Source organism: Gammaproteobacteria bacterium (assembly GCA_032250735.1).
In the GTDB taxonomy this organism is placed as follows: domain Bacteria; phylum Pseudomonadota; class Gammaproteobacteria; order SZUA-152; family SZUA-152; genus SZUA-152.
Genome location: JAVVEP010000010.1, coordinates 55,304 through 70,180, shown reverse-complemented (window position 1 = coordinate 70,180; position 14,877 = coordinate 55,304). Strand labels below are relative to the sequence as shown.

Here is a 14,877-nt window from a genome sequence, read left to right as displayed (position 1 = left end):
GGCCTGTTCGGGGTAATCTTGGCACCAGTGTTACAGCAACTTTATGTACAGCAACTTTGTGTACCGCAACCATGGGAATCAGCATGAAAATGTGGACTAACCGTCTGGCAACAGCGTTTATGGGAATGTCATTGTGTTTTGCCACACTTGGGGCGCAGGCCGCTGAGCTGAAGATCGGCTTTGTGAATGCCGCCCAGGTGCTGGAACAGGCGCCGCAGGCCGATGACGCCCGCAACCGTCTGGAACAGGAATTCGCCCCCCGCGACCAGGCCCTGGTGAAGGCGCAGCAGGCGGTGCGAAATATGGAAGAAAAACTTACCCGTGACGGCGCGATCATGAGCGAGTCCGAGCGTCGTAAGCTGGAGCGGGACATCATTTCGCAGAAGCGTGATCTGAAACGCTCGCAGGAGGAGTTCCGGGAAGACCTGAATATTCGCCGCAACGAGGCCTTTGATATATTGCGACGCCGCGTGTTCGAGGTGATTACCGATATCTCGAAAAAGGAAAACTATGACCTGGTGGTCAGCGATGGCGTGGTTTATGCGAATGAGCGCGTTGATATGACCAGCAAGGTGGTTGATCGCCTGAAGCAGGAATTCAAGCCATCCACCAAGCCATAAAGCACCGCGCGTGTTAACCCTGAAGGCAATCGTCGATAGGCTTAACGAGCAGGGCATCCCGGCGCGTCTTGAAGGGGATGAAGATTGCCCGATTGAATCGGTCGCCGCGTTCACCCACGCCGCGAAGGGCGCGATCACCTTTCTCGCCAATCCCCGTTATAAAAAGTGTCTGCTGGACTGCGCCGCCTCCGCGGTGCTGGTACGGGAATCCGAGCGGGAGCAGTTACCCATGCACGCCATTGTGGTCGATAACCCGCATGTGGCTTTTGCCCATGTGGCGGGCTGGTTGTATGCGCAGGAGGATAGTCCCGCAGGCATCCATCCCACGGCCACGATTGATCCGCAATCCCGGATACACCCAACCGCCTCCATTGGCGCCCACTGTGTGGTTGAGGCCGGGGTGGTGGTCGGTGCGGACTGTCGCATTGGGCCGGGCTGCGTGCTGGGCAGAAATGTGCAGATCGCCGAACAGACGCGTCTGTCGGCCAATGTCACCCTCTGTCACGGTTCGCAGATCGGTCGGCGCGTGATTCTGCACCCCGGCGTGGTGATTGGCGCCGATGGCTTTGGCCTGGCCAATGACAAGGGGCGCTGGGTCAAGGTGCCGCAGGTCGGCAAGGTGGTGCTGGGTGATGATGTGGAGGTGGGCGCCAATACCACGATCGACCGTGGTGCTATTGATGACACGGTGATCGGCACCGGGGTAAAGCTGGATAACCTGATACAGGTGGGCCACAACGTCCAGATTGGCGACCACACGGCGATCGCGGCCTGTACGGCGGTGGCCGGCAGCACCCGCATCGGCAAAGGCTGTGCAATTGGGGGCTGTGTGGGCATTGTCGGCCACCTCGAGATCGCGGATAATGTCACGATCACAGGGATGTCGCATGTCAGCCAGTCGGTTCTGGAGGCGGGCGTGTATTCATCCGGTACCCCGTTGGAAAAAAATGCGCAGTGGCACCGTAACTTTGTCCGCTTAAAACAGCTGGATGACATGTCGCGCCGGTTGAAAATGCTGGAAAAACAAATGGGCGCTATTGAACACTTGGGTGAAAAGAAAAATAATGAGTAAGCCGCTAGATTCATCGATGAACACGCTGGATATTTACCAGATCCTGGAACATCTTCCCCACCGCTACCCCTTCCTGTTGATTGACCGGGTGACCGAATGCAAGGTGGGTGAAAGCCTGATCGGGTATAAAAATATCACCTACAATGAACCCTACTTCATGGGCCATTTCCCCAATCGTGCGGTGATGCCCGGCGTGCTGATTCTGGAGGCCCTGGCGCAGGCCACCGGCATTCTCGCTTTTCGTACCAGCGGAAAAGTGCCGGATAACGAGTCACTGTATTATTTCGTCGGTATTGATGGTGCGCGTTTCAAACAACCGGTGGTGCCGGGTGACAAGCTGGTGCTGGAGGTCGATCTCGTTAAGACCAAGCGGGGTGTCTGGAAATTTAACGGTGTTGCGAAGGTGGATGGCAACATCGTCTGCTCTGCCGAACTGATGTGTGCTGAGCGCAGCATCTAAAACCAGCGGACAGGCTCACGCCAGTGGCGGGATCTTTTTATGGTTGTCGATGAGAGTAGACGTGCAAGACATCTACCCTCAGCCAGCGTCGTTAAAGAAAGCAGCATTGTTTAAAAAAGTATCGTGAGAGGAAAGTGATCCTTGATCCACCCCCAGGCCATAATTGATCCCAGTGCCCGTATCGCCGATGGTGTCAGCGTCGGCCCCTTCGCGGTGATCGGGGCGGATGTCGAGATTGGGGAAGGTACCACGATCGGTTCACACGTGGTGATTGATGGCCCCACCCGCATTGGTCGCGATAACAAAATCTATTCCTTCGCCGCCATCGGTGGCGACCCGCAGGATAAAAAATACGCCGGTGAGCCGACCCGTCTGGAGATTGGTGATCGCAATGTGATTCGTGAATATTGCACCATCAGCCGCGGTACCGTGCAGGATGCCGGTGTTACCCGCATTGGTGATGACAACTGGATCATGGCCACGGTACATATCGCCCACGATTGCCAGATCGGCAGCAACACCATCTTCGCCAATAGCGTCACCCTGGCGGGACATGTCACCATCGAAGATTACGTCATCCTTGGCGGCTTCACCCTGGTGCACCAGTTCTGCAAACTCGGCGCACACTGTTTCACCGCGATGAATAGTGTGATCTCGAAAGATGTACTGCCGTTTCTGATGGTCTCCGGTCACATGGCCAAACCACACGGCCTCAATACCGAGGGCCTCAAGCGGCGTGGTTTTTCCAGCGAGGCGATTCGCGAACTGCGTCGTGCCTATAAAATCATCTATCGATCCAATCTGACCCTGGAGCAGGCAGTGGAGCAGATCGAGGTCAAGGCCCAGTCCTGTAAGGAAGTGGATCAATTGCTGACTTTTCTGAAAGGTAGCACTCGCGGGATCGTGCGCTAGCCCGCATGCGTATCGGAATCGTCGCCGGCGAGGCCTCGGGCGATTTATTGGCGGCGGGCCTGATCAGCGCCATCAGACAACGCTATCCCGATGCCGTATTCGAAGGTATTGCCGGGCCACAGATGATGGCCGCCGGCGCGAGCAGCCTGTTTCCCATGGACCGCCTGTCGGTGATGGGCATTGTTGAGGTGCTGGGCCGCTATCGCGAATTGTTGGGTATCCGTCGGCAACTGGCCAACCACTTTCGCAAACATCCCCCCGATGTCTTTATTGGCGTCGATGCCCCCGACTTCACCCTGGGCCTGGAAAAACAGTTGCGTCAGGCGGGGATCAAGACCGTGCACTATGTCAGTCCCTCGGTGTGGGCCTGGCGCCAGGGCCGGGTCAAGAAGATCGCCCGATCGACGGACCTGATGCTGACGCTGTTTCCGTTTGAGGCCGAGTTCTATCGCCAGCATCAGGTACCGGTGAAATTTGTGGGCCATCCGCTGGCCGACACCATCCCCCTGCAGGTCGACAGGTCCACCGCACGCAAGGCCCTGGGTCTGTCGATGGAGCGCACCATTCTGGCGATGCTGCCCGGCAGTCGATCCAACGAATTACACTATCTTGCCCCCAGTTTTATCGAGACCGTGCGTTGGTTGCGCCAGCGTTATCCGGCACTGCAGGTCGTCGTCCCGCTGGCTAATGAGGTGCGCCGCGCACAGTTTGAACAGGCCATGGCGCAGGCCACCGATGCGCCGGAGATGACCCTGATCGATGGACAGTCACGCGAGGTGATGGCGGCCGCTGACGTGGTGCTGCTGGCCTCCGGCACTGCGGCACTGGAGGCCATGTTGTTGAAGCGGCCTATGGTGGTGGCCTATCGACTGTCGCCACTCACCTATTGGCTGGCCCGGTGGCTGGTGAAGGTCGAGAATGTATCACTGCCCAATCTGTTGGCCAACGAAACGCTGGTGCCTGAATTCATCCAGCATGAGGCGACACCGGAGCGCCTGGGTCAGGCGGTGCTGAATTTTCTTGAAAACGCGCAGCTGAGTGAGGCCGTCAATCAACGTTTTAACGAAATCCACCAAAGCCTGCGACAGGATGCCAGTCAGCACGCCGCGGATGCGGTGCTGGCGCTGATCTCCTCCTGAGCCGATGGCCACAAAATAAAACGCTAAGTAGACACATCATTATGACCCAGCAAATCGATTTTGCCTTTACGGCCGAACCACCACATTACATCGCGGGAGTGGATGAAGTAGGGCGTGGACCACTGGCGGGTCCGGTGGTGACGGCGGCGGTGATCCTTGATCCTGCGCGGCCGATTGCCGGGCTGGCCGATTCCAAGGTCCTGACGGAAAAACGTCGCGAGGCCCTGTTTGATGAGATTCAGCACAAGGCCCTGGCCTGGGCCATCGGCCGTGCCGAGGTCGAGGAAATCGATGCGCTGAATATTCTGCAGGCGACCCTGCTAGCGATGCAGCGGGCGGTGGCTGCGTTGGCGCCTGCGCCACACCATGTGCTGGTCGACGGCAATCGCTGCCCCGTGTTTGCCTGTAGTGCGGAGGCCATCATCAAGGGCGATGGCACGGTGCCAGTGATCAGTGCCGCCTCGATTATTGCCAAGGTCACCCGCGATCGTGAGATGGTGGTGCTGGATGCGCAATATCCCGGTTATGGGCTGGCGGGCCACAAGGGATATCCCACCCAGGCGCATGTGGCGGCCTTGCAGGAACTGGGTGTGACCCCGATTCACCGGCGCTCTTTTGCACCCGTGCGCCGATTATTGGATGATGGCCAATAGATTAGGGGTTAATGCCTCGGGCTGACCTTGCGATGTAAGGCCTGCAGACAGGCCTATGTAAAGAACGACAACAAGTGCCAGGTGAAGACGATGACGCACCCACTACAACATTTACTCGACAACAATACCCAATGGGCCGCGAATGAAACCGCGGATGACGCGCATTATTTCCAGCGTCTCTCCACCCACCAGCGCCCGGAGTACCTGTGGATCGGCTGCGCGGACAGCCGGGTGCCGGCCAACGAGATCATCGGCCTGGATCCGGGTGAGGTCTTTGTGCACCGTAATGTCGGCAATGTCGTGGTGCATACCGACATGAACTGCCTGTCGGTGATCCAGTACGCCGTGGACATCCTGAAGGTGAAGCACATCATCGTCTGCGGGCATTATGGCTGCGGCGGGGTACATGCCGCCATGGAAAACACCCAGCACGGATTGATTGATAACTGGCTGCGGCACATCAAGGATATCTACCAGAAACACAAGCTTGAGGTTGACGGTATCGCCAATGAGCAGCAACGCAAGGCCCGTGTCTGTGAGATCAACGTCCTCGAACAGGTCGCTAATGTCTGTTATACCACCATCGTGCAGAATGCCTGGCAGCGCGGGCAGGCGCTGGCGGTGCATGGCTGGGTGTATGGCCTGCGGGACGGGCTGCTGAATGACCTGGGCATCATGATTGACGCCCCGGAGAAGCTCCCGGAAACCTATCGCATGGGGCCGATGCCCGTCGAGTAAAGCGGGCGGGCCGGTGGCGCCTGCGCTTCCCGGCCGTTCCGGGCCACCTCGGCCAGGAGCACAACAGCAAGCGGCATTTTCACTCTCTTAATATAGGGTTAAATCATCAAGGCATTCCTGCGCCATCCGATAAAGTATGGGTGTTCCCATTTCAAGAGATGGACCTCGTGGTAGATAAAATTGTGGTTTATACCAGTGACCTGCAGCTGGGTATGTATGTCGCGGAACTGGACCGGCCCTGGCTGGAGACGAGCTTCCTGTTTCAGGGCTTTATCTTGAATAATGAACAGGATATCAATGAGTTAAGATCCGTTTGTGAATATGTGTATGTCGATGCTGAACGCTCAAAACCCGGCGTGATGTCGGGGTTTCGGCCCGTCCGCCCCGGCAGTGTCGGCCAGAAGCCGCCCAAAAAGGCCAAAAAGGCCGCCCCCTTCTCTGAAATGGCCTTTCGCCAGTCGCTGGCCAGGGCCCACGTTGTCTATAAGGACGCCCGGGGCTGGATTGATACCATGCTGGAGGACTGTCGGCTGGGCGAGAGTGTCGATACCCAGAGGGCGCGCGAGCTGGTCACCGAGCTCGCGGATCAGGTGATCACCAATCCGGACGCCCTGATCTGGCTGACCCATCTGCGCAGCCGGGACGAATACACCGCGACCCATTGCATCAACGTCTGCATCCTGGCCCTCACCTTTGGTCGTGAGCTGGGGCTGGATGACCCGCAGCTGCATCGTCTGGGCATGGGCGCCCTGTTGCACGATATCGGCAAGATGCAGGTGCCGGATGCCGTGCTCAATAAGCCGGGACGGCTGACCAGGGAAGAGTTCGCCATCATGATGGGGCACCCAACTCATGGCCATGCCATGCTGATGGACGACCATAACCTGGATAAAGATAGCCTGCATATTGTGCTGCACCACCATGAGCGCCTGGATGGCAAGGGCTACCCCAGCGGCATGGCGGGGGAGGAGATCCCGCTGCTGACGCGCATCTCCAGTATCGTGGACGTGTATGACGCCATCACCTCCGACCGCTGCTACCATGACGGTATCGCTCCGGCCCTGGCGCTGGAGAACCTGTTCAAATGGTCGGCCGGAAATTACGACGTCACGCTACTGGAAAAATTCATCAAGTGCCTGGGCATCTACCCCATCGGCAGTGTGGTGCGACTGAATACCAATGCCGTTGGCGTGGTGGTCGCCACCGATGCGGATCACCGCATCAAACCCATCGTGTTGCTGGCGATGGACGCGAAGGGCAAGGCCTACCTGCCGCGTCGGCTGATTAATCTCTCCAACGCAGTGTGGGAACAGTCCGGTCAGGCACTGTCCATTGTCGAGGTACTGGAGCCGGGTTCGCTGGGCATTGAGCTGAAGACCATCCTGGAGGAGGAACTGAGTTATTCCAAACAGCAGATCTCCCGACTGGAGCTGTAGCAATCCGGGCCGTGTTTGGGTTTATTCGCGGGTTTGCCGCTATCGGCAAATCATCGGCCATTAAGTGGCCTGTCAAGTCTTGAAACTTCCCCCACTACACCGGAAAATCGCCGGATGACATTCGGCTTCGTTCACCTACGCCTGCACACAGAATATTCGCTGGTGGATGGAGTGGTACGCATCAAACCCCTGGCCAAGGCCGTGGCCAAAAAGGGCATGCCGGCGGTGGCGGTGACCGACCAGAGCAACCTGTTTGCGATGGTCAAGTTCTATCGGGCAGCCATGGCCCAGGGCATCAAGCCCATTATTGGCGTCGACCTGTGGCTGGCCAATGAGGACGAACCCACCCAGCCGTTTCGCTTCACCCTGCTGTGCGAGACCAATCAGGGGTATCGCAATCTCACCGAACTGGTCTCCCGCAGCTATACCGAGGGCCAGCACCGCGGCATTCCCATCCTCGACAGCGCCTGGCTGGACGGACACAGCGCGGGCCTGATCGCCCTGTCCGGCGGCCGCGAGGGGGATGTGGGCCGGGCCCTGCTGGCCGAGGATCGCGCCCGCCTGCAGACCTGTCTGCAGCGCTGGCAGCGGCTGTTTCCCGATCGCTACTACCTGGAGCTGCAACGCACCGGACGCCCCGAGGAAGAGGATTACCTGCACGCCGCCGTGGCCCTGGCGCAGTCGGCGGATCTGCCGGTGGTGGCCACCAACGACGTGCGCTTTCTCAAGGCCGGAGATTTCGAAGCCCACGAGGCGCGGGTCTGCATTCACGATGGCCGCACCCTGGACGATCCCCGTCGTCCCAAGCATTACACGGAGCAGCAGTACCTGCGTTCGCCCGAGGAGATGGCCGAGCTGTTTTCCGACATCCCCGAGGCGCTGGGAAACACCGTCGAGATCGCCAAGCGCTGTAACGTCGGGCTGACCCTGGGCAAGAACTTCCTGCCCGATTTCCCTATCCCTGCGGGGCTCACCGAGGCGGAGTATTTCCGCCAGGAATCCCGCAAGGGCCTGGAGGCCCGCTTCGACAAGCTGTTCGACCGCAGCGCGCCCGACTTCGCCGAGATCCGCCGGCCCTACGACGAACGCCTGGAGACCGAACTCGACGTCATCATCGAGATGGGTTTCCCCGGCTACTTTCTGATCGTTGCCGACTTTATCCGCTGGGCCAAAAACAACGGCGTGCCGGTGGGGCCGGGGCGTGGTTCCGGCGCCGGTTCGCTGGTGGCCTATGCCCTGACCATCACCGATCTTGACCCGCTGGAATACGACCTGCTGTTCGAACGTTTCCTCAACCCCGAACGTGTCTCCATGCCCGACTTTGACGTCGACTTCTGCATGGAGGGCCGCGACCGCGTCATCGACTACGTGGCCCAGCATTACGGCCGTGAAAAGGTCTCGCAGATCATCACCTACGGCTCCATGGCCGCCAAGGCCGTGGTACGCGACGTGGGCCGCGTGTTCGGGCACCCCTACGGCTTCGTGGACCGCATCTCCAAGATGATCCCCTTCGAGGTGGGTATCACCCTCGACCAGGCCATGGAGCAGGAGGAGACCCTGCGTGAGCTCTACGAGCAGGACGAGGAGGTGGCCACCCTCATCGACATGGCCAAGTCGCTGGAGGGCCTCAAACGCAACGCCGGCAAGCACGCCGGCGGTGTGGTCATCGCGCCCACCAAGCTGACCGATTTCTGCCCCCTGTACTGCGAAGAGGGCGGCGCCAACGTGGTCAGTCAGTTCGACAAGGACGACGTCGAGGCGGTGGGCCTGGTCAAGTTCGACTTTCTGGGTCTGCGCACCCTGACCATCATCGACTGGGCGCTGGACAATATCGAGAAACAGAAGGGCAAAGACGCCCGTCCGGACATCGAGACCATCCCGCTGGATGATCCCGCCAGTTACGCGCTGCTCAAGGCCTGCAATACCACCGCGGTGTTCCAGCTGGAATCTCGCGGCATGAAGGATCTCATCAAGCGCCTGCAGCCGGATGCCTTCGAGGAAATCATCGCCCTGGTGGCGCTGTTCCGTCCCGGCCCGCTGGGCTCGGGCATGGTGGATGACTTTATCAACGTCAAACACGGCAAGAAGGCGGCGCAGTACCCGCATCCGAAGATCGAGGGGATTCTCAAACCCACCTACGGCGTCATTCTGTATCAGGAACAGGTGATGCAGATCGCCCAGGTGCTGGCCGGCTACACCCTGGGCGGTGCCGATATGCTGCGCCGCGCCATGGGCAAGAAAAAGCCCGAGGAGATGGCCAAGCAGCGCGAACTGTTCACCAAAGGCGCTCTGGAGCGTGGCGTCGAGGAAAAGACCGCCACCTACATCTTCGACCTGATGGAGAAGTTCGCCGGTTACGGCTTTAACAAGTCCCACTCGGCCGCTTATGCGCTGGTCTCGTATCAGACCGCCTGGCTCAAGACGCATTACCCGGCGGCCTTTATGGCGGCGGTGATGTCGGCGGACATGGACAACACCGACAAGGTGGTGACGCTCATCGAAGACGCCCGCGAGATGAAGCTGGAGGTGGTGTCACCCAACGTCAACGCCTGTCACTACAAGTTTACGGTGAAGGATGACCGGGCCATCTTCTACGGCCTCGGCGCCGTCAAGGGGGTGGGCGAGGGGGCTATCGAGGGCATCATCATCAGCCGTGCGCAGGACGGCCCGTTCCGGGACCTGTTTGATTTCTGCCAGCGCGTCGACCTCAAAAAGGCCAACAAACGCACCCTGGAAGGCCTGATCCGCTGCGGCGCCATGGATGATCTGGGCCCTAATCGCGCCACCCTGATGGCCACCCTGGAATCCGCCGTGCAGCGTGCCGAGCAGCACCACAAGAATCTCGCCAGCGGCCAGGATGACATGTTCGGCGTCGCCCAGCCGCAGGCGGAAGAGGAGGCGGGGCAGTTCATTTTGGCCAGGGACTGGGACGATGAGCAGCGCCTCAACGGTGAAAAAGAGACCCTCGGCCTGTACCTCACCGGACACCCCATCGACCGCTACGAACACGAGATACGCCAGTTTGTCTCCATGCGCATCGCCGAGCTCAACCCCAAGAGCGACCAGACCATCACCGTCGCCGGCCTGGTGGTGGCGATGCGCACCATGAACACCAAACGCGGCGACCGCATCGCCTTCATCACCCTCGACGACCGCACCGGCCGCCTCGAACTGGGGGTGTTTTCCGAGACCTACAACCACTATCGTGACCTGATCGCCAAAGACCGCCTGCTGGTGGTGGAAGGCCAGGTAACGACGGACGACTACACCGGCGGCCTGAAGATGAGCGCCAACAAGATCTATGACATCGATCACGCCCGCGAGGCCTTCGCCCGCCAGCTGGTGCTGAAAGTGGATCAGAACAAGGCCGCCAACGGCTTTATCCGTGAGCTGGCGGAGGTGCTCGGCCCCTATCGCGAAGGCCACTGCCCGGTGCGGGTCGATTATCTGTGCGCCGATGCCAGCGCCCAGATCCAGCTGGGTGCCGGCTGGCGGGTACGCCCGACCGACGAACTGATCCGCCGGCTGGACGACCTCGCCGGCCGGGGTCAGGTGCGGGTAGAGTATTAAAACGGCAGAGAAAAGAGGAAAGGGTAAAGAGAAAAGGGTAGAATGCCAGACACTTTTATCTTTCCCATTTTATCTTTACTCTGAACGCCTATGAACCTGAATTTTCTCGAATTTGAACAACCCATCGCCGAGCTTGAGGCCAAGATCGAAGAGCTGCGCTATGTGGGCAACGACAGCGAGATCAACATCTCCGACGAGATCTCCCGCTTGCAGAGTAAGAGCCGGGAGCTGACCGAGTCGATCTTTTCCAATCTCAATCCCTGGCAGATCTCGCAGATGTCGCGGCATCCGCAACGCCCCTACACCCTGGACTACATCGAGCGCATCTTTACCGACTTCCAGGAATTACACGGTGATCGCTCCTTTGCGGATGACCCGGCCATCATTGGCGGCGTGGCGCGACTGGACGGAAAACCGGTGATGGTAATGGGCCAGCAGAAGGGCCGCGACACCACCGAAAAGCTCAAACGCAATTTCGCCATGCCGCGTCCCGAGGGTTATCGCAAGGCCCGTCGACTGATGGAGCTGGCCGAGCGTTTCAGGATGCCGATTCTCACCTTCATCGACACCCCCGGCGCCTATCCCGGTATCGATGCCGAGGAGCGTGGCCAGTCCGAGGCCATCGCCCGCAACCTGTTTGTGATGTCGCAGCTCAAGACGCCGATCATCTGCACCGTGATTGGCGAGGGTGGCTCCGGTGGCGCGTTGGCCATTGGGGTGGGGGACCGCGTGTTGATGCTGCAATACGGCACCTACTCGGTGATCTCGCCCGAGGGCTGTTCCTCTATTCTGTGGAAGAATGCGGAAAAGGCCGCCGAGGCTGCCGTCGCCATGGGCATCACCTCCGAGCGACTCAAGGAGCTGGGGCTGATCGACCAGATTGTCAAAGAGCCGCTGGGCGGTGCGCACCGGGATGTCGACGCCGTCGCGCTCAATCTCAAGAATACCTTGTGTGAAAACCTGGACGTACTGGAAAGCATGTCGCTGGATAAGCTGTTGGACAATCGTTACAAGCGACTGATGCAATACGGCAACTTTGAAGAGCGATAGCGCCTGCTCACAGGCGCAGCAGGGATTGTGTTTGTCTCTGATTTCTTAACAAAACGTTTATCAAGAACGCAGTTACAAGAAAGGGCTCCGAAGCTGGAGCCCTTTTTTTTTTGGCCAGGGATGGCCTTATGTCACGAAGCACACGGATGTGCGAGAGCGACGCTTGTCTGCCGGTTTGATACCTCGCACCAGGCCGCCGCGTCAGGTGCCCGCCAGTTCAGAGGTGCAATGCGGGCAGCGTAGCGCCTTGAGGGGGATCGGCGTGGCGCAAAAGGGACAGTCCTTGGTGGTCGGCGTGACGGGCGGCGCCTCTTTCTCGCGCTGCATTCTGTTAATGCCCTTGATGAGCAGGAACACGGCAAAGGCCACGATCAGGAAACTGATGACCGAATTGATAAACAGGCCATAACTGATAGTCACCGCACCGGCGGCCTGGGCCGCGACCAGGGTCGGATACGGGCCGGCGATCGCGCCTTGCTTGAGAGTGATAAAGAGATCGGAAAAATCCACCCCGCCCAGTAACAGGCCCAGTGGCGGCATCATCATATCGGACACCAGACTCTTGACGATGGTGCCAAATGCGCCGCCGATGATGATGCCCACCGCCATATCCACCACGTTGCCACGCATGGCAAATTCCTTGAATTCCTTAAACATGCCCGGTTCTCCCTGTGCAAAGACATAAGATTAAAGAGGAAATAAGCCCCGTTATCAGAAACGACTACGGGTAAAAACGGTCGTGCAGATATCCTTGGATCATTTGCCGGGATTGATTGATTGTCAAGGCAGCGTGCGACAGGTCAGGGCGATAGCATTTGCCGGGTCGCCTGTCCGCGCCCCGAGCGCCTGTGAAAAAACCGCGGGCCTTCGTCATTGTGAAATCGCAATGCATTCGAGGCGCGGATATTTTTTAATCCTCTGGTATCAGCGTCCACGATTTCTCAGGAGTTTCCATGTCAGCGGTAGCAATCATTGTCGGCGAAGGCTTTGAAGACTCGGAATTTCAGATTCCCTATGAGCGGCTGCAAGAGGCCGGTTATATTGTGGATATCATCGGCACCGAGGCCGGGGCCGCGATTAAGGGCAAGCGCGACCAAAGTGTTGCCCGGATCGATTTCTCGGCGCGCGCCGTCTCCGCGGACGATTACGCCTTGCTCGTGATCCCGGGCGGACATAGCCCCGACCACTTACGCACCAACCCCGACGTAGTCTCCCTGGTGCGAGGATTTTCCGACGCGGGAAAACCCATCGCCGCCATCTGTCACGGACCACAGTTGTTGATCGAGGCGGGCGTTGTCCGGGGCAGGACACTAACCTCCTGGGCCTCGGTGAAAACGGACCTGGTGAATGCCGGTGCCGTGTGGATCGATCAGGCGGTGGTGATCGACGGCAATCTGATCACCTCGCGTAAGCCCGCGGATCTCGATGCCTTTTGCGATGCCATTGAAAACAGCCTGCAGTACCCACCGCCACAGGGCCCTCAGGTGGCGTCGTCCGCAACAGTCAATCCACGCAAGCATCTGTCGGGTCTCAAACGGGATGAAGGGGGTTTTCTGCTGAGCCCGGAGAACTGGGACGAACACCTGGCGCTGGGGCTGGCAAAACAGGAAGGGCTAGACGAGCTGTCGGAGGCGCAATGGCAAATCATCTTTGCCCTGCGGGAACACTATCAACAGCATCGGAATGTGCCCGACTTTCATCACCTCTGTAAGTCCGCGCATCAGGACGATGTTTATTGCATCGAACGGCATTTCAATAACGAGGGGATCAAGGCCTGGCGCATCGCCGGCCTGCCCGATCCGGGCGAGGAGGCAAAGGCCTATCTGTAGTGCGATTAGTGTAGTTCGAGTAGTGTAGTGCGATTAGATAGAACGGGCTTCTTTTTTATGTTGCCGATGGTTGCTTTTTTCCTGATACATCGCGTTATCCGCGTAGCGGATCAGCTGATCACCGTCCTCGCCGTTCTCCGGAAAAATGGCGACACCGATGCTGGGAATGATCTGCAATGTCAGCGTGTCCTGTGCATAGGGTGCAGACAGACTGGCAAGGATTTTTTCGGCGACCATGTTGGCGTCCTCAGGCTGCTTTATGCCATCCAGCAGGATGATAAATTCGTCCCCCCCAAGACGTCCTACGGTATCCGATTTACGGACGCAGCGCAGCAGGCGACCCGCCACCTCCTGTAGCAGATGATCGCCCACGGTATGTCCATAGGTGTCATTCACCTGCTTGAAGTGATCCAGGTCCAGATACAAAACGGCCAGCCGGGTCTGCTCCCGTTGAGCCCTGGATAATGCCTTGTGCAGATGGTCCAGAAACAACATGCGGTTAGGCAGGTCGGTTAACTGATCATGTTGTGCCATGTATTCCAGGCGGGAATGCAGTCTCTTTCGCTCAATAGCCGCCGCAAGCTGGGCCGCAATAAACAGCAACAGTTCCCGGTCTTCTTCGGTAAAACATACATCGTCAGCATAGCTCTGCACGACAAGCGCGCCTAAAACGCGACCGGCAGATTCCAGTGGAACCCCGAGCCAGTTCAGTGCAACCGGATTTGCCACCACCTCCAATTGCGACAGCACCGAGGCGGCGCTGTCCGGTGTCAGCAGCAATGCCTGACCGGTGAGAATCACCTGGGAAATCAGGATGTCCGACTTTAGCCTGTGCGGTGCCGGTGCCACGCGATACTGGTCCGCATAATAGGGGAAGCTGAGCTCATCCTTTTCCGGGTCATAGAGCGCTACGGCGAAATTCGTGCCCAGCAACAGATCGTTGACCACGTTGTGAATGCGTTGAAACAGGGTTTGCAAATCACCCGGCGCGATAGCCGCCTCGGCGATGGCGTATAGCGCCGCCTGCATCAGTTCCGCATGCCGGCGTTCGGTGACGTCACGGGCCACCGCCACGCGCAGCTGTTGTGACTCCGACCAGTGGGCAGACCACATGATATGGGCGATCTTGCCATCCTTGCGCACATAACGATTTTCGAAATAGGGCTTAGGCTCTCCCTCCAGAATGTCATAGATGGCCTGTAGTGTCTTTTGCCGGTCCCCGGGATGGACAAAGTCCATCACGGACCGGTCGACCATCTCCTCCGGCAGATAGCCGAAAATGCGCTCACTGGCCGCGCTGACATAGCGGAAATAACCGTCACGATCAACCATGCAGACAGCATCCAGCAGCAGATCCATAAAATCATTGGGTGGAGAATGCGGATTTTCGTTCATAGT

Annotated in this window: 13 protein-coding genes; 11 read left to right on the top strand and 2 right to left on the bottom strand. The window is 58.7% G+C overall.

Annotated elements, in window-relative coordinates:
• The first annotated feature begins 83 nt into the window (after window positions 1-83).
• The 10 genes from RRB22_07830 to accA all read left to right on the top strand — a co-directional run bounded on the left by RRB22_07830 (window position 84) and on the right by accA (window position 11,650).
• Window positions 84-620 carry an OmpH family outer membrane protein gene (locus tag RRB22_07830; GenBank protein ID MDT8384309.1) on the top strand — a complete coding sequence of 179 codons (537 nt, stop codon included), beginning with the start codon at window positions 84-86 and terminating at the stop codon, window positions 618-620.
• Window positions 621-630: 10 nt separating this feature from the next.
• The gene (lpxD, locus tag RRB22_07825; protein ID MDT8384308.1) at window positions 631-1,692 is read left to right on the top strand and encodes a UDP-3-O-(3-hydroxymyristoyl)glucosamine N-acyltransferase; all 1,062 of its coding nucleotides are present in this window, start codon (window positions 631-633) and stop codon (window positions 1,690-1,692) included.
• A gap of 16 nt (window positions 1,693-1,708) precedes the next feature.
• The gene (gene fabZ / locus RRB22_07820; protein MDT8384307.1) at window positions 1,709-2,152 is read left to right on the top strand and encodes a 3-hydroxyacyl-ACP dehydratase FabZ; all 444 of its coding nucleotides are present in this window, start codon (window positions 1,709-1,711) and stop codon (window positions 2,150-2,152) included.
• Window positions 2,153-2,293: 141 nt separating this feature from the next.
• Window positions 2,294-3,064 carry an acyl-ACP--UDP-N-acetylglucosamine O-acyltransferase gene (gene lpxA, locus RRB22_07815; protein MDT8384306.1) on the top strand — a complete coding sequence of 257 codons (771 nt, stop codon included), beginning with the start codon at window positions 2,294-2,296 and terminating at the stop codon, window positions 3,062-3,064.
• A gap of 5 nt (window positions 3,065-3,069) precedes the next feature.
• Window positions 3,070-4,203: a lipid-A-disaccharide synthase gene (gene lpxB / locus RRB22_07810; protein ID MDT8384305.1), complete on the top strand. Its 1,134-nt coding sequence runs from the start codon at window positions 3,070-3,072 to the stop codon at window positions 4,201-4,203.
• Window positions 4,200-4,856: a ribonuclease HII gene (gene rnhB, locus RRB22_07805; protein MDT8384304.1), complete on the top strand. Its 657-nt coding sequence runs from the start codon at window positions 4,200-4,202 to the stop codon at window positions 4,854-4,856. Before lpxB ends, rnhB begins: the two co-directional genes overlap by 4 nt.
• Before the next feature lie 90 nt (window positions 4,857-4,946).
• Window positions 4,947-5,594, top strand: a complete 648-nt coding sequence (gene can, locus RRB22_07800; protein ID MDT8384303.1) for a carbonate dehydratase — start codon at window positions 4,947-4,949, stop codon at window positions 5,592-5,594.
• Window positions 5,595-5,761: 167 nt separating this feature from the next.
• Window positions 5,762-7,030: an HD-GYP domain-containing protein gene (locus RRB22_07795; protein MDT8384302.1), complete on the top strand. Its 1,269-nt coding sequence runs from the start codon at window positions 5,762-5,764 to the stop codon at window positions 7,028-7,030.
• A gap of 114 nt (window positions 7,031-7,144) precedes the next feature.
• Entirely contained in the window at window positions 7,145-10,600 is a 3,456-nt protein-coding gene (dnaE, locus tag RRB22_07790; protein ID MDT8384301.1) for a DNA polymerase III subunit alpha, read from the top strand.
• Window positions 10,601-10,690: 90 nt separating this feature from the next.
• Window positions 10,691-11,650, top strand: a complete 960-nt coding sequence (accA, locus tag RRB22_07785; protein ID MDT8384300.1) for an acetyl-CoA carboxylase carboxyl transferase subunit alpha — start codon at window positions 10,691-10,693, stop codon at window positions 11,648-11,650.
• A 201-nt stretch (window positions 11,651-11,851) separates the two neighbouring features.
• Here the strand turns inward: accA and mscL are convergent, their stop codons facing one another.
• Window positions 11,852-12,307 (bottom strand): large-conductance mechanosensitive channel protein MscL, encoded by a 456-nt coding sequence (mscL, locus tag RRB22_07780; GenBank protein ID MDT8384299.1) that lies wholly within the window; start codon window positions 12,305-12,307, stop codon window positions 11,852-11,854.
• 296 nt (window positions 12,308-12,603) lie between these two features.
• Here mscL and RRB22_07775 point away from each other — a divergent pair, with 296 nt between their 5' ends.
• A complete protein-coding gene (locus tag RRB22_07775) occupies window positions 12,604-13,479 on the top strand; it encodes a TusE/DsrC/DsvC family sulfur relay protein (GenBank protein MDT8384298.1) in 876 nt (291 codons plus the stop codon).
• A 33-nt stretch (window positions 13,480-13,512) separates the two neighbouring features.
• Here RRB22_07775 and RRB22_07770 read toward each other — a convergent pair whose 3' ends face one another.
• Entirely contained in the window at window positions 13,513-14,874 is a 1,362-nt protein-coding gene (locus RRB22_07770; GenBank protein MDT8384297.1) for a diguanylate cyclase, read from the bottom strand.
• Window positions 14,875-14,877 lie beyond the last annotated feature (3 nt).

Coding starts and splice junctions, on each gene's coding strand:
- RRB22_07775 (MDT8384298.1), top strand. CDS start 12,604: ATGTCAGCGGTAGCAATCATTGTCGGCGAAGGCTTTGAAGACTCGGAA.
- dnaE (MDT8384301.1), top strand. CDS start 7,145: ATGACATTCGGCTTCGTTCACCTACGCCTGCACACAGAATATTCGCTG.
- lpxB (MDT8384305.1), top strand. CDS start 3,070: ATGCGTATCGGAATCGTCGCCGGCGAGGCCTCGGGCGATTTATTGGCG.
- RRB22_07830 (MDT8384309.1), top strand. CDS start 84: ATGAAAATGTGGACTAACCGTCTGGCAACAGCGTTTATGGGAATGTCA.
- mscL (MDT8384299.1), bottom strand. CDS start 12,307: ATGTTTAAGGAATTCAAGGAATTTGCCATGCGTGGCAACGTGGTGGAT.
- RRB22_07770 (MDT8384297.1), bottom strand. CDS start 14,874: ATGAACGAAAATCCGCATTCTCCACCCAATGATTTTATGGATCTGCTG.
- can (MDT8384303.1), top strand. CDS start 4,947: ATGACGCACCCACTACAACATTTACTCGACAACAATACCCAATGGGCC.
- fabZ (MDT8384307.1), top strand. CDS start 1,709: ATGAACACGCTGGATATTTACCAGATCCTGGAACATCTTCCCCACCGC.
- accA (MDT8384300.1), top strand. CDS start 10,691: ATGAACCTGAATTTTCTCGAATTTGAACAACCCATCGCCGAGCTTGAG.